At 35.2% G+C, this 17,838-nt stretch carries 13 protein-coding genes and 1 tRNA gene; 6 read left to right on the top strand and 8 right to left on the bottom strand.

The window, feature by feature from the left end:
• Window positions 1-356: 356 nt before the first annotated feature.
• Both AC0L3Q_RS24805 and AC0L3Q_RS24810 read right to left on the bottom strand, forming a co-directional pair.
• Entirely contained in the window at window positions 357-1,688 is a 1,332-nt protein-coding gene (locus AC0L3Q_RS24805; RefSeq protein WP_473283934.1) for an MATE family efflux transporter, read from the bottom strand.
• Window positions 1,685-2,185: a GNAT family N-acetyltransferase gene (locus AC0L3Q_RS24810; RefSeq protein WP_473283935.1), complete on the bottom strand. Its 501-nt coding sequence runs from the start codon at window positions 2,183-2,185 to the stop codon at window positions 1,685-1,687. The genes AC0L3Q_RS24805 and AC0L3Q_RS24810 overlap by 4 nt, the downstream gene beginning before the upstream one ends.
• A 180-nt stretch (window positions 2,186-2,365) precedes the next feature.
• On the opposite strand from AC0L3Q_RS24810, the gene AC0L3Q_RS24815 reads away from it, so the two are divergent.
• From AC0L3Q_RS24815 to AC0L3Q_RS24840, 6 genes are all read left to right on the top strand, one after another.
• A complete protein-coding gene (locus tag AC0L3Q_RS24815) occupies window positions 2,366-3,166 on the top strand; it encodes a universal stress protein (protein ID WP_473283936.1) in 801 nt (266 codons plus the stop codon).
• Window positions 3,167-3,174: 8 nt separating this feature from the next.
• Window positions 3,175-3,248 (top strand) — tRNA-Ala (locus AC0L3Q_RS24820).
• Window positions 3,249-3,571: 323 nt separating this feature from the next.
• A complete protein-coding gene (locus AC0L3Q_RS24825) occupies window positions 3,572-5,323 on the top strand; it encodes an erythromycin esterase family protein (RefSeq protein ID WP_473283937.1) in 1,752 nt (583 codons plus the stop codon).
• Window positions 5,324-5,953: 630 nt separating this feature from the next.
• Entirely contained in the window at window positions 5,954-7,681 is a 1,728-nt protein-coding gene (locus AC0L3Q_RS24830) for a helix-turn-helix domain-containing protein (protein WP_473283938.1), read from the top strand.
• A gap of 154 nt (window positions 7,682-7,835) precedes the next feature.
• Window positions 7,836-8,006 (top strand): class I lanthipeptide, encoded by a 171-nt coding sequence (locus tag AC0L3Q_RS24835; protein ID WP_473283939.1) that lies wholly within the window; start codon window positions 7,836-7,838, stop codon window positions 8,004-8,006.
• Window positions 8,007-8,606: 600 nt separating this feature from the next.
• Window positions 8,607-8,783 carry a class I lanthipeptide gene (locus AC0L3Q_RS24840; protein WP_473283940.1) on the top strand — a complete coding sequence of 59 codons (177 nt, stop codon included), beginning with the start codon at window positions 8,607-8,609 and terminating at the stop codon, window positions 8,781-8,783.
• A gap of 560 nt (window positions 8,784-9,343) precedes the next feature.
• On the opposite strand, the gene AC0L3Q_RS24845 is transcribed toward AC0L3Q_RS24840, so the two are convergent.
• The 6 genes from AC0L3Q_RS24845 to AC0L3Q_RS24870 all read right to left on the bottom strand — a co-directional run bounded on the left by AC0L3Q_RS24845 (window position 9,344) and on the right by AC0L3Q_RS24870 (window position 17,835).
• A complete protein-coding gene (locus tag AC0L3Q_RS24845) occupies window positions 9,344-9,919 on the bottom strand; it encodes a type 1 periplasmic binding fold superfamily protein (protein WP_473283941.1) in 576 nt (191 codons plus the stop codon).
• A gap of 14 nt (window positions 9,920-9,933) precedes the next feature.
• Entirely contained in the window at window positions 9,934-12,330 is a 2,397-nt protein-coding gene (locus tag AC0L3Q_RS24850; protein ID WP_473283942.1) for a TonB-dependent receptor, read from the bottom strand.
• Window positions 12,331-12,395: 65 nt separating this feature from the next.
• Window positions 12,396-12,680: a hypothetical protein gene (locus tag AC0L3Q_RS24855; RefSeq protein ID WP_473283943.1), complete on the bottom strand. Its 285-nt coding sequence runs from the start codon at window positions 12,678-12,680 to the stop codon at window positions 12,396-12,398.
• A 56-nt stretch (window positions 12,681-12,736) separates the two neighbouring features.
• Window positions 12,737-13,585: an alpha/beta hydrolase family protein gene (locus tag AC0L3Q_RS24860; protein WP_473283944.1), complete on the bottom strand. Its 849-nt coding sequence runs from the start codon at window positions 13,583-13,585 to the stop codon at window positions 12,737-12,739.
• A gap of 2 nt (window positions 13,586-13,587) precedes the next feature.
• Window positions 13,588-16,320, bottom strand: a complete 2,733-nt coding sequence (locus AC0L3Q_RS24865) for a PD-(D/E)XK nuclease family protein (RefSeq protein WP_473283945.1) — start codon at window positions 16,318-16,320, stop codon at window positions 13,588-13,590.
• 117 nt (window positions 16,321-16,437) lie between these two features.
• Window positions 16,438-17,835, bottom strand: coding sequence for an OmpA family protein (locus AC0L3Q_RS24870; RefSeq protein WP_473283946.1), 1,398 nt, complete (start codon window positions 17,833-17,835; stop codon window positions 16,438-16,440).
• Window positions 17,836-17,838: the final 3 nt, after the last annotated feature.

Consider the following 17,838-nt stretch of genomic DNA (forward strand, 5'->3'; position numbering starts at 1 on the left):
ATATAAAGTTTTGAAATTTTATAGTTCCAAGGAAGTAAGAAAACTTCTACTCAGACACCTCACAAAAAAAATTTAAAAAAAGTGGGTAACATATCATTTGATTGTAACACTATCTAATAAAGCAACATTTTTTTACTTAAGTGTAGTTGAAATACCGGGCAGCAATGGGGTTAGGCGTTGTCCGGTATATTTTTATACAAAGTGACGTTTTTAAATACGTATCACTACGTATTTCATTATATATCAACATATTCTATTTTTGAACCATGATAAAAAAGTATCTTGAAAAATACCGTTTAGAGCTTATAATGCTATCTACTTATCTGGTAACACTCTGGTTTGTGATCAAAGTAATCTTATCCCACCGCTAGTGGGATGTACTTTTTCTTAAATTTTACAACCAGAGATACTCCTCTTACCAGCATCCAAACAGAGATTGCTATCCACACTCCGTGCAGTTGCAAACCAAAATATCGGGTAATCAACAACGCAGGTACAAAGCCAAGGAATGTAGAGCCTACCAATACATTTCGAAGATATCCTGTTTCTCCCATACCCTTAAAAATACCATCTCCCACAAAAGCTAATGCATTGATTGGAAGCATAATGACCACGATATAGAAAAAATCGGTAAAAATGGATAATACTTCTGGATCTTTAGAAAAAATCAAGCCAAGTTGTTTAGGGATTAATACTGCTATTCCCCCTAAAAGACAAGCTACAATTACGCCATAAACCGTTACTTTTTTTGACATTGCAAAAAGCGTTTTGTAATCTTTGGCTCCCAATAACCTACCTCCCAAAATATTTCCCGCACCGCCATAACCATCAATAAAAAATGCGAAAAACAGCCATAACTGTATGGCAATACTATGTGCCGCTATAAAATTGGTTCCTAGACTAGTTGCTTCGCGTACTGCCAACATCAAAGTGGCGTTCAAGGCTAAAGATCGAATAAAAAGATTACCACTCATCACCAAGAAACGTTTCATTTCTGGATGCCAAAGCCCTTCCAATTTTAGAGAAACCTCTGTCTTTTTAAGCAGCAATATTAACGATAAAACAGCCATTAAGACTTGAGATATCAAACTAGCCCAGGCTGCTCCTTCCAGATTCATAGGATCCAATATACCTTCGATCCCATATACAAAAGCAAAATCCAGCGCTATATTAGCTACTACACCAATTAAGGCAATAATCATGGGCCAAAAGGTATTTTGTAGTCCTCGGAAAATACCAAAAATAGCAAAAACAAAAAGGGACAATGGAAATCCCCAAACTCGTATTCTGTAATAAGAAATACAGTATTCTAAAACCTTTCCCTTGGCTTCTAACAATTCGAAAATCTCTCTTATAAAAGGTACGGTTGCAATCAGTATGGTTATACTAAGTCCTATATTGAAAAGAATAGCTTGTGCAGGTAGTGTCTTTACTTCATCTAATTTTCCTGCACCCAGGTATTGAGAAATAATAGCCGAAATAACAGCTCTCGTTTGTGCCAAAACCCATATCAACATCGAAAGAAATGACCCTACAATACCAACAGCAGCCAAAGACTCTGTTCCGTATACGGGAATGTTACCTACTACAGCTGTGTCTGTAGCCGATAAAATAGGTTCTGCTATCCCTGAAACAATAGCCGGAATTGCAAGTCTATTGATATTTTTAAAACTGATTAATGCACTCATAGTATGAGCTCGTAACAATAAAAAGGATACTCGCTTTGTTTTGGAAAATATATATTTCCTAAACGTTGATATCCACGGGTTTCATAAAATTTTTGATTTCGTGTATTCTGACTAAAGGTATCTAATCGTACCGATTCATAGTTGTTCTTACGTGCATAATCCTCGGCAAAATCCATAAGCTGTTGCGCATATCCTTTTCCCCAATACTCTGGATCAACAGCTAATCTATGGATATATAGGTTATTGTCATTTTTGGTGAGCCATTCTATCGGGATGTACTCTTCATCCATGATTTCAGTCAATACTATGGTCCCAATAATGACTGCATCTTTTTCAAAAACATACAGTTCTTGTAATTGGATATCTTTTTCAAAACGCTCACGTTTTGGGTAATGCTCATTCCATTGATAGATCCCTTTGGCTATCATAGCTTGAGCACATGATTGTGTGAGTTTATGGATGACATCCAAATCAGATAATATGGCTTTACGAATCATATTTTTTAGGAAAATGCCAAAAGTACTAACTTTATATCTGCAATGATAGTTCTATCATTGGTTTACAGGGATTTTTAAAAAAACTTTAAGAAAACCACCTGATATCTTTATAGTTATCTCTACAACCAATCACTTTAAAATTGTAATTTTGTCACCTTAATCACAAATCAAATTATAGGGATGAAGAACATTCTTGTTCCAGTGGGCTTGTCTGAAAGTTCAATTAGTAACTCATTACTTCAATATGCGGTGGATCTAGCCAAAGAGCTTGGTGGAACGGTGTATGCAGTAGAAGTATTTAAAGAGCTACCCAGATCAGGTAGTTTGCCTTCGGTAAATGAAACTTTAAAAGAAATCAGCACATCTTCTATTGAAGAAAAGTTGAGTGCTCTTGACAAAAAAGGAGTAGAAGTGATCCCACTTCCTTTGGAAGGAGAGTTACTGGAAGCCATTCCACAATTTAATCTGGAACACGCGATTGATTTGATTGTTTTGGGTTCTGAAAGTAGTGACCTTAATAATCCATATTTTCTTGGTGAAACTTCTGGTAGTTTGGTTAAAAAAACCGAAATACCCGTCCTGATTATACCCTCACAACACAAATTTACACCCATCAAAACTGTACTCATGGCTGTAAAATCTGGTGTAGTAAAAAAGAAAAATGCTTTAACTCCTATCAAAGAAATTTTAACTACATTTGGCGCTGAGCTAAAGTTACTTCAAGTAAAAACTTCGGATTTTTTGCCTGAAGACTCAGAATTTCAAAAAGAACTAGGTGAGATTGTATCTACCTACAAATCTTCTGAAAATGCTACACTTTTTCAAGGTGTTTTGGAACATTTGAATGAGACCCATCCAGATCTTATTTGTGTTTTCAGAAGAAAGCGAGGTTTTTTCTCTAAGCTTTGGGAAGAAAACACCGTTCTTAAGAAAGATTTTGAAAGTAGGCTCCCATTATTGGTGCTTCGTGGTGCCGATTAATTCAAAAAGGGGATGTAGCTCAGCTGGCTAGAGCGTTTGACTGGCAGTCAAAAGGTCGTGGGTTCGAGTCCCATCTTCTCCACTTTTATCAAAACTTTAATCAAAGAGTTGCAAAAATCATTGCAACTCTTTCTTTTTTGATACCTCTTCAAAGGAAATCTTCTAGCTGAATATAAATCGTTTTGTAACCCTAGTAAAATCAGCGTAATTGTATATTAATTACCTGTTATATTTTTATAAATCTTGGTCTATACTTAAGGTATTTATAGCTGAAAAATAAGGCGTTGCGCCCATTAAGCCATATCTTTACACAAGAATTGAAAGTGCTCTTTGAACATATTACTTAATAGTTAATTTATAGGTATCAATCATTTGAATTCCCCCATCTTAAAACCGTATTCTTTTATGAAAAACTACATTCGTCATAGTATCATAGTAACCCTAATATCTTATCTATCTTTGTTGCCTTCAATATCCCAAACACTTGAAAAAAACAAAGAAGTATTAGTTAAAGGAAATGAAAAATATGCCTTCGAAGTTCCTTTAAAACAAGGAGAGTTTTTACAACTACATGTCGCACAAAAAGATGTCGATATTCAAGTTTTAGCATTATCACCACAAAAAGATACTTTAGAAACTTTTAATGACAACTCGAACGAATTGGAAGTCGTTGAGCAGTTGGCTACAACCGATGGGACTTATATTTTCGAAATCTCTCCATATATCCCCAAGCGTCTTACCGATTCAACCAGACAAAACTATATCAACAATATAGAAGGCTCTTATAAAATCACAGATTATATGATCCTTTCAGAAAAAGAATACAACGATAAACTCATCTTTGAAAAGGCACAACAAGACAGTGTGATTTCCTGGATTAAAAAGGAATCTATCACTTTAAAAGGGGTTAAGGCCGAAACGGGTTTACAGGATTTTTCTGATTTAAAGGAAATTCTAAAAGATAAAAAAGTAATTGGCCTGGGAGAAACCAGTCATGGCACCAAAGAAATCTTCCAGATGAAACATCGTTTTCTCGAGTTTTTGGTGAAAGAATTGGACTTTAGGATTTTTGCCATCGAAGCCAGTAATATAGGATGCAGACCCATAAACGACTATGTATTGTATGGAAAAGGGACCAGTAGAGAAGCTTTATCCTCTCAAGGATTTTGGGTATGGGATACCGAAGAGGTGATCGATATGATCGAGTGGATGAGAACATACAACGCTTCGGTTTCTAGTGATAAAAAAGTACAATTTTTGGGTATGGATACTCAGATGAACGCTTTGGATGCGGCTTATCAAAATGTCCAAGGGTACACTGATAAAATAAATACAGAATTGACGGGAGTACAAATTGACTCTTTGTTTAAAAAATTAAACACAAACGAGTATATCCCGGATTTTAAACCAGAGCGAGAAAAGTTGTACTCATTATTATCCTATTTGATTTTGAACGAACAAAGACTAATTAACATTACTGCAAATAGTGAGTATGACAGTGTTATTTATGATCTCAAAAAAATCATTCAAGGGGTAGAATCCAACGATGATGAACTACAAGCCAATACATCTTTTAATATAAGAGACGAATATATGGCACAGACTATTCTTGAGATATTACAAAATAAAGCATCTAATAACAAGTTAATGGTTTGGGCGCATAACGGCCATATCTCTAAAGATCCAAAAGAAAAGGCCAACGGTTATATAAGACCATTGGGGAGCGTATTGAAAGAATATCTTGGCGATCAATATTATGCAATTGGCTTTTCTACCTATAAGGGAAGTTTTCAAGGCTTGAATTATGTCGTTAAAGATCAAAATTACTCTGGGATTGAGTCATTTACCTTGGCGCCAGCAGATGTGGGTAGCATAGATTGGTATTTTGCGCAATCGCAAAAAAATATATTATTTATAGACCTTAATAAGAGTACAATACCGTATGCAATAACTCATACTTTCCTAAACAAAGACCTCTATTGCTACAGTGCAGGTGCTGGATGGAGTTTAGATTACACCACAAAGCCAATCCGAAAAAGAAAAGTTGGTAAAGCATTTGATGGTGTTATTTTTATCAAAGAGACTTCGAGTGCACACCTTACACCAAACGGGACAAATAAAATCCAAAAACGATTGCAAGCAATTGCAAATGAATAGTCCATTTCTCTTACTAAAATAATTGTTTAACTCCTTTCCAAAGAATTCATTTCCGAGTTTAAAACTTGATCATTGATAAAGGGAAAATAACTTGTCTAAAAACAGTTAAATCGCTATTGACTGATTTACCAATCGTTAATACCTTTACTAATAACGAATACCATAACTATTTTGAATTACATTCGAAATCATTGGTAACATTTCAACAGATGTTGACACATATGGTTAAAATGCATTTTGAATTTCAAAATGTACATAATGATCTAAGTTAAAAGATAGATCAATATCGGTTTTAACCAACGACTTAACTATTTTTTAATTTTGCGAGATCCATAGTCCAGAGTCTGCAGTATTAATAAAGTTAAACTGAATTTTATTCGCATTCGCCGTAAAGAAGATCTAAGTTACTGATTGGCTAATAAATATATAGATGTTTTTACATTTTAAAACCATATCTTTACAAGGGATGGGAATCATTACAAGAAAAAAGGGGAAACCGTAAAATCATAAATTTATAACAGAAGATTTGTAAATTTTGCGTAGTTTGTCGACTGTTAATTTTTTTAACGTAAACGGATTTTTAACAAGATAAACGAACGCCATTTATTATAGAATAGCAATTAATTACCCATGCGATTTATTTTATCCCTTATATTTATCCTGTTTCTATTCCAAGCTTCTCTCTTTTCTTTTGGCAAAAATAGTTTAGATCTCAATGCCCTAACGATTGCACAAACCAATGATTCTATACAAAAGGCATTAGCAGGTAAATCTTATACAGAATTATCTGAAAGGTATAATCAAAAAAAACGGATAGATACCTCTATTGCACGTCATATTGCTCATTCTTATCTACGTAAGGCAAAAAATGATCAAGATACGCTTGAGCTTGCGAATGGATATTATATGTTCCTGCGACTTAGTTGGAACCATAGCCCAACAGCATTAAAGTATTGTGACACCATAATTAATCTTACCAAGGATATTAAAGATCAGTACTACCCTGCCAGGGGATACATAGGGAAAGGATTGGTTTTTCTTGATCAAAAAAAGTACAGCAAAGCTTTGGAGTATTACTTGTTGGCCTTAGAATATGCAGAGTCTAATCAAAATATTGACCATATTATAGCTTGCAAACACAATATTGCAGAGCTAAAAAACACGCTAGGTAAAAATCGAGAGGCCTTAGGAACCTTTCAAAAAAACCTAGAAATTATTCGAACAAAAGACACCATAAGTCAGTTTTTGGACTATTATATTATAACTTATTTTAATCTTGGTGATAGCTATAATAGACTTTCAGTGCTTGATTCTGCTAAATTTTATTTTGAAAAAGGAATTAATAAAAGTCTTACTAGTGATAATCAAATAATGTATGCTGATTTACTATCAGGATATGGTACTAACAGCTATCTAAGAAAAGAATATGCCATCGCCATCGATAGCCTAAGTAAAGCGTCTACGTTACTTAATAAAAGTCAGAACAATACCAACTACTATATTAATCAATTATTTCTGGCTAAAACCTATTTGGCCCTGAAGCAACCAGAAAAAGCCTTTACACATCTTAAGAAAATAGACGGTGAAATTAATGAATCCAACTATACCAACTCACTTCGGGATACATATACAATGCTTATCGATCATTATAAATCCAACGATGATCAAACCAATCAGTTGGAAATTATGGAGAAGCTTATTAAATATGATAGTATAAGCCAGGAAAAAGAACGCACTCTTAACGCCAGCATCGTTAAGAATTATGATACCGCGCAACTTATTAAAGATAAAGATGAATTGATTTTAGGTATACAAGAACGAAGCAAAACACTACAGTATCGTTTGTTGATTGCCGCTATCCTATTAATTTCTTTGGTGTCTTTTGCGTACTTCTATTATTTTAAGAGAGAGAAAAAGGTATACGAACAAAAATTTGAAGAGAAGTATACCGATTTATTAAGCAAAGCCTCCAAAAGAAAATCATCTAAACAAATTGAAATCGCTCCAGAAATAGTAGAGAACATCATCTACCGCCTTCAGAAGTTTGAAGAAGAGCAGGAGTTTCTAAAAAATGATCTTACTATGGCCAAGGTTGCCAAAAAATTTAAAACCAACTCCTCTTACTTATCCAAAGTGATCAATTCTCACAAAAAACAGAATTTTGCAAACTACGTTAATGACTTACGTATTGAATTTTGTATCGAAAAGCTAAAAACCGATAGTAAATTTAGACGATATTCTATCAAATCTATCGCTCAGGAGATTGGATTCAATAACATACAGTCATTCTCATCAGCTTTCCAAAAAAGAATGGATCAAAACCCGTCGGACTACATACAAAATATTGATAATCATTAGTTTGTATTTTTTTTCTAGTATTAATCATCGTACTTAAAATTTATAAATCTTGGCTCCAAATTTTTAAATCTTGGGTGCAACCCAAAAAAACATACCCCTGTTTTTTAAGGTATTAGGTACTTTTACCATGTAAATCTTTTAAAACACTCACACAATGAAATCTAAAAATCTAAACAAGCTATCTTTAAACAAAATTAATGTTACATGCTTAACTAACGATCAACAAAACTTGATTAAAGGACAAAGAGGATTATCAATAGGATGCGATAGTCAACAAGGAATGACAAGAGGAATCTGTTTAATTGGTCCTCCTCCTGCTTATTAAAAAATGACCCAATTGGATAATAAACCATCTATTTAGATTTATCCGCATATAGATTGGCAATAAAAAACACCCCCGAATAACTAATTCGGGGGTGTTTTTTATTGAAACTTAGTAGTTGTATTTAACGCAAAATCAACTTATACCGATTATGGTAGTTTCTATTGCAATAAGAAGGGAGGAAGAAGTATATGAACAAAAGTTTGAAAAAAGAAGATGTTCTAAAAAAAATCACCTTACTATGGTTAAAGTTGCAAAAAAGATAAATGGATTATGTAATTAATTCTGTATCGAAAAACTAAAAACTTACAGTAAATTTAGATGATATTCTATCAAATCCATCGCTCAAGAGATTGGGTTCAATAATATACAGTCATTCTCATCGGCTTTCCAGAAAAGAATGGATCAAAATTCATCTATACATGCATAAAATATTGATAATCAATAGTTTAAAATTATTTTTTTCATACTAATTACCACGCTTAAAATTTATAAATCTTGGTTATAAATTTTTAAATCTTGGGTGCAACCCCAAAAAACATACCTCCGTTCTTTAACATATTAGGTACTTTTACCATGTAAATCTTTTAAAACACTCACACAATGAAATCTAAAAATCTAAACAAGCTTTCTTTAAACAAAATCAATGTTACACGTTTAACTAATGATCAACAAAATATGATCAACGGAAAAGGGGGGACTAGTGGACAAGGCGAAGGTAATAGTGGAATGACTAGAAAAGGAATTTGTAATTTAATTGCACCTCCACCATTTGTATAGAAAACCAGTACAATGGGTAAAAGATATTTCTTTTTATCCAATTATAAAATGCTAAAAAAGACAACCCCCGGGTAACTAATCCGGGGGTTTTTAATTGAAACTTAGTAGTAGTATTTAACACAAACTCAACTTATACTAATTATGATAGTTTCAATTGTTTTCTTTGTTGCTAATTATGCCGCGAATATAATGTCATTTACTCAATTATAACAGCTCTTTTTTGATGATAAATAATATTTAACGATGCCGTAATGTCTTCGTAAAATCATTGCATTTAACCCATTGAATATCACATTTTATAACATTTTATAATGTGGTTTTTCTTCTTTCATTAACATATTCTCAATGGTTTCTGAGCAAAATCGAAAACCGCGATGTTATCTTATCGTAAATTCATCAAAATGTATACCAATTTCTGCTTTTTGGTGATAAAAAAACCCTCAAGGGTAACTACTTCCTCGAGGGTTTAACATTGAAACAAATTATTATCTGCGAAAGAAAATCTACAAACTCAACTTATAACATATAATCACTATTGTTTCAAATTATTTAAAGTCGTTTTATTCAATTGTAATAGGGAAAGCCTGCGCAATATCGGTATCCCCTCCTGCACCTGCTAACGTACCATCATTTGGCTTTGTAGGCTCATGTCTTAAGGTAACAGTAAATGTACCTGTACTAGCATCACCTGTTTCTAACTGAAATTCAAGACCCACTGGATTAGTTCCTGTTAATGGAGGATAATCAGCCTCTGTATCAGAATAAGTGGCTACCACATTCAAACCTCCGGCAGCTTCAAAAAAGAATTGGTGCTCATCTGCTTCTGGCTCAACATCATCTTCTCTTACATTATCCGCAGGGTTTACACTTTCATTTAGTAAACCTATTGAAGCATTATACGTAGTGTTTGCTGCTAAATTTCCAGAAACAGTTGCTACTGGAGCTATTGGCCCATCTTGACCATCTTCATCAAATACTCTTAAAGTAACCACATCTGTTCCTGCAGTTAAAGTAACTGTCATAGTCGTGATTAATTCTTCTGGGTTTACTGGCGCTGGATTATCATCATCATCAGAACATGACACAAACAGAGTACCTGCAATAGCTAAGATTGATAAAAATTTTCTTGAGTTCATAATTTTAGTAAAATTTAATAGTTAAATGTTAGTCTTAGTATAAAATTTCTACCCACCTCGTCTGCAAAAAAACGCTGACGGTTAAGGTAGTTTCTATAATTTTTATTTAAAATATTCGATACCGTGGCACCTATTTTCATTGTACTGTTTTTCCAAGCGGATACTTCTATATCTGCATTGGCATGTAACAAATGATACGCATCAGGTGGTGTATTGATTTCTAATAATACATCTTGACCTGCTTGCGGCGAAAAAACACTAATGTTAGGTGGAAATTCATTCTGTCTAAACACATATTGGCTTTCTAAAGACATTTCTAGCCCTAACCAATCCTGTTTGGTAAAAGTTACCTTATTAGATAAATTTGCCGCTGGTAAATTAATGAGTGGGGTATCATTCTCAGTTTCAATTCCCTTTACAATAGAAAAACTATGATCCGTTCTCCAATTGGTGTGTAATTGGGTATATAACTTAGCATCGGTTCCTAATAGGCGCACATTTGTTTGTCTATATTCCCAAACCGGAAACGCCCCTCTTATAGATAACTCTACATTTGTGGGTTCTAATAAGATGTAATCATTAACAAAATTGGCATATGGTGCTATTTCCCAGCCCCAACGCTCACTATTTTTTTGTGCCGACAACGACACTTTATGCGAGGTCTCTTGTTCAATTCTAAGATCTCCTAATTCTATACGAGCTGCAGAATGATGTAATCCATCACTAAACAATTCTGCGGGATTTGGTGCTCTCTGCGCCAACGCATAATTGAAACGCAATTCATAATCATCTTTAAACTGATAATTAAGACCTGTGGTTGCAGAAAAACTGTGGTAATCAAATTTTGGATTGGTTAAGTACTGTGTACCAAAATCTTCTATGATCAGGTCAGAAAACTCTTGATCGTACCCTCGTTCTTCCCATCGTGTTTTTAAATAAAATTTCTTGGCATTGATTTGATTGTAATCATATCGTATACCAGCATCGACTACCAAATCTTCATTAACAACATATTCACCTGTTATGAATGCTCCAGCATCATACTTATCATAATCCGGGATCAACCTTCTTACTCCAGTAGAGGGATCGGCAAAATTTTCCTGATATCTTAATAAAATTCCTGTATCTAGAGTAATATCCGATTTTGAATCGAATTTAAAATCAGAACTAAACGTATGTGTGGTCAACTCCAAATCCAGGCTAGGTATTTCTCGTAACGCTGCGGTTTGTCGTATATCAAACTCTAATCGTTGATTGAGCTGAAAATCGTATTGTACGGTTAATTTACCCAATTCTTCGAATCTTTTAAAATAACGTAAGCGCCCTAAATGATGTTTTACTTCCTGTTTTGGATTAATAATATCATAAGTAAAATCTCTGATCACATTGGGCTCATTGCTATTGATCGATACAATAAGATCATCAACATTACCAATATGAGAAGCTGTTAGCACTCCTATCTCAGTATCAAAATATGAGTAGAAAGCATCCCAACCATGCGTAAACTTATTCACTCCAAAGGCAAGAGAAGCAGCTATTTCTGAAACACCTGTGTTAGAAAGCACATAATCCGGTGCTTCGACATCTCCAAAGCGTTTGAAAGTACCTTGTCCTTTGACAAACCATCCGCTTTCGTACCCTTTTATAAGTTCAGAGGTAATCGCACCTCCTCTACCATTGGATGAACCTGTTACAGATGTCTTACCCATTAAGGTATCTTTTGCAGGGGCGTTCTTGGGTTCCATAACTATGACACCTCCAATAGCATCTCCTCCATAACGCAATGCTGCGGCACCCTTAACTACGGTAACTTTTCCGGCACTATTAATATCTACATTGGGTGCATGCTCATCTCCCCATTCCATATCCTGCATACGCACTCCATTGTTCATGATCAACACTCTACTTCCCGATAATCCCTGAATTATTGGTTTAACGATCGTAGAACCGGTATTCAAAGAAGACACACCTGTGATTTCCCTAAGGGCATCTCCCAAAGAACCACTACTATATTTTTCAAGAATATTTTCACTAATCGTTTCTTCTTGCGAAGATGATGTTTTACTAGGAGCTTCACCCGAAACCTCTACTTCCTGAAGCTCATTCAAATGATGTTCCAGATAAAAAGTTTTAGCAGAAACTTTCTCAATGTCAATGGTTACCACTTGTGAATTACAATCCTTGTGTGATATCGTAAACGCATAGGAAGTAGGACATAGCAAACTAATGCTATAGTTTCCTTCATCGTCAGTTACGATAGTTTGATTATTATATGTGATTGTAGCTCCTTTCAATGGTACTCCATCATGAAAATCTATTACTTTACCAGTAAGGGTCTTATTGCACTCTTGGGCAATTGAGATCAAAGTTCCTGAAAGTAACACTACGATAGTAAGTGTTAATCTTTTCATTAAAATAAAATTATAGCTAGCCTATATGACTAGTTAAAAAAGTTGAAATAAAATAAATAAGAAAATTAGGCTGTTGGTGGAGCCTTGTTAAGAAAAGTATTCTTAACTGTAGAAGTAAAATAACGCTGTTCGTAAGTAGATCGAACAACATCTGTCGGGATTACGATAATACAAGGCACATTAACCTCTTCTGTATTTAGAAATCCGTCATTTATCTTTTCTGCAGAAATCAGACATAACTGACAATCGCCGTCATCACCATCGTGACTAAACACATGAACCTCTGCCAACTGCATTAAACAGAATAAGGCAAGGAATATGGCCGCTATTATCCTTCTTTCTGACTTCATTGTGACAAATAAACAAAAAAAATGAAAAATATTACATTATTTGCCTATAACAGCTGTTAAAGTCTTGCAAATCCAATGGATTTTTCAATGATTTTCTCTAAATCCTTCGGTAAATCACTGTTTTCCCATGGATGTCTTCCTCCAAACACATGATCCGCTCCTTCTACCAAAAAGAGCGACGCATTGGGATTATACTTGCTTATATCATATGCTTCTTGCACATCCACAGTAGGATCTTTTGTGCCATGTACAATCAAGTATGGTATCTTGATTTGTGAAACCGCTCTAGAAATCGTCAAACGCTCTTCATCCTCTTCAAAAGAAGTATAAAAATCAAAATAATGAGGCATCTGTTGTTTAGTTCTTCCATTTTCGACATAAAAGACACCCTCTTTTTCCCACTGGTTAAAAGCTTCTCCCTTTGGGAATCGATTTTTGTAATCCGACACTCCTGCCCAGGTAATTAATTTTGTAACCCTTGGATCTTCTGCTGCCTTAATGGTAACAATTCCTCCTCCTCTAGAATGCCCTATAAGCGTAATGTCCTGGGTATTTGCATTAGACAGCACTTCATTATCTGGATTTGTAATCCAGTCCAATACTGTTTCCAAATCATCCAATTCCTTGATAAATGTATTGTTGGCAAAAGCCTCTAAGTCTGGAAAATCAATAGGTTGCTCAACAGTACCTCCATTATGCGAAAAATTAAACTTCACCAAAACAAATCCAGCATTCGCAAAAGCTTCAGCCATTAGATCCCACGCGCCCCAATCTTTAAAACCTTTGTATCCATGACAAAAAACTATAACCGATTTGTTGTTGAGCTCATTAGCATAGAAGACATCTGTTACAATAGGTTTGCCATGACTACCTTCTAAAACAATATTTTTTTTACTTGTGATCATAGTTATACTTCTTTTTCGGTAAAGGGAATTGTGTTGTCAAAAATCTCGATGATTACTTTTTTCAGTTGTATCAAAAATGTATCCATTACTTCGGCTGCGACTTCGTGATCTACTTTACCTCGTACACTTTGTTTCGTTCCAAATCTTAGAAACCCTTCCTGAAGATTTTTGAATGAAATCACCCCTGCATGAAACGAACTTTCCACAACATTAGCACTTTGCATATACGCGTAAGCCAACACCTGAAAAGCTTTACTGTATTTATATTCTTCACTAATCAGATCCCAATCCATTAGCACAACATCGCTTCGGGTTACTTTTCCGGTTTTGTAATCAATTACCCGAAGCTTACCGTCTAATTCATCAATCCGATCTACCTTACCTTTAATATATATGGGAAAATTAAGTTCTGGTACGTTTAATTCGGTTTTGAGATTACTTTCTATCGCTACAATTTTGAGTTGACTTCCACTATTGAGCAACTTCTCTTCTGACCTCAAGAAATTATAAATGTACTTTTTAGCTACTTCAAAAATCAAGAGGTTTTTACCTTGTGTGATATCTAATTCTGAATAAGCTTCTTTAAATTGAATCTGAATCTCTTTGGCTACATTTTCTTTCATCCGCTTTAGGTGCTCTAAAGTCAAAACAGCACCTTCTAGCGGCTTATAAAACACTTCCAAAGTATTGTGAATCACAGTTCCCAGGGTATTGGCAGCAATAGTTTCTTCTACTTCTTGCATTTCCTGAACTCCTAATACATACTTGTAGTAAAAATCTATTGGATTTCTAATATATGTGGTAAGGGCAGAAGGAGATAGACCATGATTTGCGAGCGCCATTAGCGAGGTTAAAATCTCATCATTCTTATCGATACATAATGGAGCACTAGTCAACTTGGGTACATCAGACGAAACCAAAAGCTGTTCTATATTATGTTTTGGACGTTTATCGATAGCCAATTGGTGCAAAAACCTGCTTTTTTCGCCTCCACCTACACCTTCAGATTCTGTATTATACAACAAATACACTTTTTTTGCACGCTGAATCAATCGATAAAAATGATAGGTGTAAATTGCGTCCTTTTCTCTATAAGTAGGTAAATTGTACGCTCTTTTTAAATCATAGGGAATAAAGGAATTTGCACTTTTACCAGCAGGCAAAATTCCTTCATTGACCGAAGTAATAATCACAGTTTCAAAATCCAAACATCTGGATTCGAGCATTCCCATAAATTGCAAACCACTAAATGGCTCTCCCGAGAAATCTAAATTTTCTGTCAATAAAATATCCCGATATAAAGAATGCAGCCCTGCAATGGTTTTTAAATAATCATAGTTATCGATTAGCGCCGACAGTTTATTGAATACAATATAAAATCGATAAACATATTCTAGCTCAATTTGATGATCCTCTTGCTCAATATGGTCCCTGAGCTCCGTAATTAGCGTTCGACAATTTTCTACCGCTACAGCAACATTTCCCCAGGGTTTAAATAACAATTCTAATAGTTCTTGCTCCTTATCACTACAACCCTCTTTTAATTGTTCTAGGCTAATAAATACCAAATTGTTCCTGGAAATGGTTTCTATTAACTTTCTGGATGTTCCTTTCAGCAATCGAAACGCAGGAAGGGTGCTTAAAACTTGCACTACCGATTTATAGTACAAACCTTTTGTATTCGAGTGTTTATGTAAATCAAATAATTGCTCAAAAAAACCGGAAATTGGGACCTCTCTAAGCGGGAGTCCCATGGTAATATTTATGGACCTAACCGTATCTGGTAAGACATTAAGCAATGGTTGCAACAATCCCTCGTCTGCCAATACCAAAGCCGTATTTTCCATTTCCTTTTCTGGGATTGTAGCCACTATTTCTCCCACATATTTTGCCTGACCAACGTGTTTTGGCGCTCCAATAATTTGGATATCCTTTTCTTCAGAAAAATGATCTCCTATCCATCGAAAAGGATACTTTTGATAGTACTCCCAGTGCTCCTTATAGTTTCTAAGAAACAAAGATGCTTCATGATAGGTATTGTTAAAAAAGAATTCATCTCCATCCCAATACACCTCAGCCATATTTGCTCCTAACAATTCCTGAAAAATAAGCTGCTCGGCATTATTTAATGCGTTAAATCCAACCAAGATATGAGTCCTCTTTTCCTCGTCAATATAGTTTACGATATCTTCTGAGGCCTTTCGATATAGCAATCCCTGATATCCAATTTTTTGAGATAATAATCTACTTTTGAATGCATCGTAGTACTCCTTTAAGCTTTCCCAAAATCTAATATAATTTTGTACCAACTCGGTTTTCTCTTTTTGCAAATACCAATGATTCAAATCTTGAATACCAGATAAATAAGAGAAGAAGCTTTTATGATCGATACAGTAGCGATCTATTTCGTTAAAGTCACTGATTAAAGTTTGTGCCCAATTGCTAAAGGTTTCAAAATCCTCTTTATCCTGCTCTGGGAATGTTTGTAAATAGGATTCATAAAATTCGAATAATGCCTGAATACTATCTATTTGCTGTAACCCTGATAGTTTGGATATAAATTCTTCGATGCTGTAAATTTCGGGGAGTAGAATGGTATAGTCCCCAAAAGTGTTTAAGAGTTCTTTTTTTAGAAAAAGCCCGGCTCTTTTACTGGGTACCAAAAAAATTACGTTACTAATTTCTTCGGGAGAGTAGTTTAAATCTTGTAATACTTCTTGTAAAAAACTTTTCAAATCCTTTTCATTTTACACTACTCATAGCAACGTATGGTATAGTTGTATTAGGATTTAAAAATAAAAAAACGCCCCGATAACTCGGGACGTTTTCTTTATTATTCTTGGGAGACTTTCTTAGTTTTTCACTAAGTTGATCTCTACACGTCTGTTTTTAGCTCTACCAGCTCTAGTGTTGTTAGAAGCGATTGGCTTATCTTCACCGTATCCAACAGCAGATAATCTGAACTGATCAACTCCGTTTTCTACTAAGAAGTTCTTAACAGCGTTCGCTCTAGAGTCAGATAATCTTTGGTTAAGCTTAGCGCTACCTGCACTATCAGTGTGTCCTTCTACTGTAAACTTAGCAGTAGGATACTCTTTTAAGATAGCGATGATATCGTTAAGTACTTTTGTAGACTCGTCTTTGATAGTTGACTTACCAGAGTCGAATAATACCTGAGCAGCATACTGGTTAAGAGTCTTTTGGATCTCTTCAGTTACTTCAGGACATCCGTTGTTTGCTACAGTACCTGCAACATCTGGACAGTTATCGTCTTTGTCAAGAACACCGTCACCGTCTTTATCTTGGTAAGGACATCCGTTGTTTTCAGCAGGACCTGCTTCGTTTGGACAACCGTCTTTTGCATCAGTGATTCCGTCACCGTCAGCATCAGGACATCCGTTTAAGTTAGCAAGACCAGCAACAGTAGGACACTCATCTTTTGGATCAGCGATTCCGTCACCATCAGTATCAGGACATCCGTTGAATTCTGCAGTACCTGCAGTATCAGGACAGTCATCTTTTGCGTCAGTGATTCCGTCACCATCAGTATCAGGACATCCGTTGAATTCTTCTAGACCTGGTACGTCTGGACACTCATCGTCTTTGTCGTATACACCGTCACCGTCTGTATCTTTACCTCCAAAAGCGAAAGTAAGACCAGCAGAGTGTTGGAAGTGAGTAGGAGTAACACCAGTTTCTGCATAATCTTCGAATACATGCTTGTAAGTAGTTTGAAGATTAAGTGCTAAGTTTTCAGTTAACCAGAAGTTCATTCCTAAAGATCCGTTTAGGGTTCCAGCTCCTAGCTCGTCAACCCAAGTATAACCTCCACCTACACCTAAGTAAGGATCGAACCAACCTGTGTTTAATACATTTTGAAGACTATAGCTAATTCTACCATCTACTGCGTAGTAAGATAAATCATCTACGTCTACAAGAGTTCCATCAGGAAGCTCACCTGCATTGTCGATTTTATTAACAGAACCAGCCACAGTAAATGTGAAACCGTCTCCTATATATCTACCAACAGATATTTTAGAAACAGAAGGAAGGAGATTCCAATGGTCACTAGCATTAAAAAATTCGTCGAAAATTTCCCCCTGGCTGATAAGGTCACCTCCCGTAGGGAAAATATCAACTGCATTGATACCTATAGAAACCGCCCAAGGATTGTCTTCATTTTGTGCATTCGCAGTACTAAGTCCAAGTACAAAAATCGAAGCCACTAAAAATCTGCTAAGATGTTTCATATT

The organism is Aquimarina sp. KJ22-3, from assembly GCF_055808215.1.

Coding starts and splice junctions, on each gene's coding strand:
- AC0L3Q_RS24835 (WP_473283939.1), top strand. CDS start 7,836: ATGAAATCTAAAAATCTAAACAAGCTATCTTTAAACAAAATTAATGTT.
- AC0L3Q_RS24845 (WP_473283941.1), bottom strand. CDS start 9,919: ATGAACTCAAGAAAATTTTTATCAATCTTAGCTATTGCAGGTACTCTG.
- AC0L3Q_RS24805 (WP_473283934.1), bottom strand. CDS start 1,688: ATGAGTGCATTAATCAGTTTTAAAAATATCAATAGACTTGCAATTCCG.
- AC0L3Q_RS24815 (WP_473283936.1), top strand. CDS start 2,366: ATGAAGAACATTCTTGTTCCAGTGGGCTTGTCTGAAAGTTCAATTAGT.
- AC0L3Q_RS24830 (WP_473283938.1), top strand. CDS start 5,954: ATGCGATTTATTTTATCCCTTATATTTATCCTGTTTCTATTCCAAGCT.
- AC0L3Q_RS24810 (WP_473283935.1), bottom strand. CDS start 2,185: ATGATTCGTAAAGCCATATTATCTGATTTGGATGTCATCCATAAACTC.
- AC0L3Q_RS24855 (WP_473283943.1), bottom strand. CDS start 12,680: ATGAAGTCAGAAAGAAGGATAATAGCGGCCATATTCCTTGCCTTATTC.
- AC0L3Q_RS24850 (WP_473283942.1), bottom strand. CDS start 12,330: ATGAAAAGATTAACACTTACTATCGTAGTGTTACTTTCAGGAACTTTG.
- AC0L3Q_RS24860 (WP_473283944.1), bottom strand. CDS start 13,585: ATGATCACAAGTAAAAAAAATATTGTTTTAGAAGGTAGTCATGGCAAA.
- AC0L3Q_RS24840 (WP_473283940.1), top strand. CDS start 8,607: ATGAAATCTAAAAATCTAAACAAGCTTTCTTTAAACAAAATCAATGTT.
- AC0L3Q_RS24825 (WP_473283937.1), top strand. CDS start 3,572: ATGAAAAACTACATTCGTCATAGTATCATAGTAACCCTAATATCTTAT.
- AC0L3Q_RS24870 (WP_473283946.1), bottom strand. CDS start 17,835: ATGAAACATCTTAGCAGATTTTTAGTGGCTTCGATTTTTGTACTTGGA.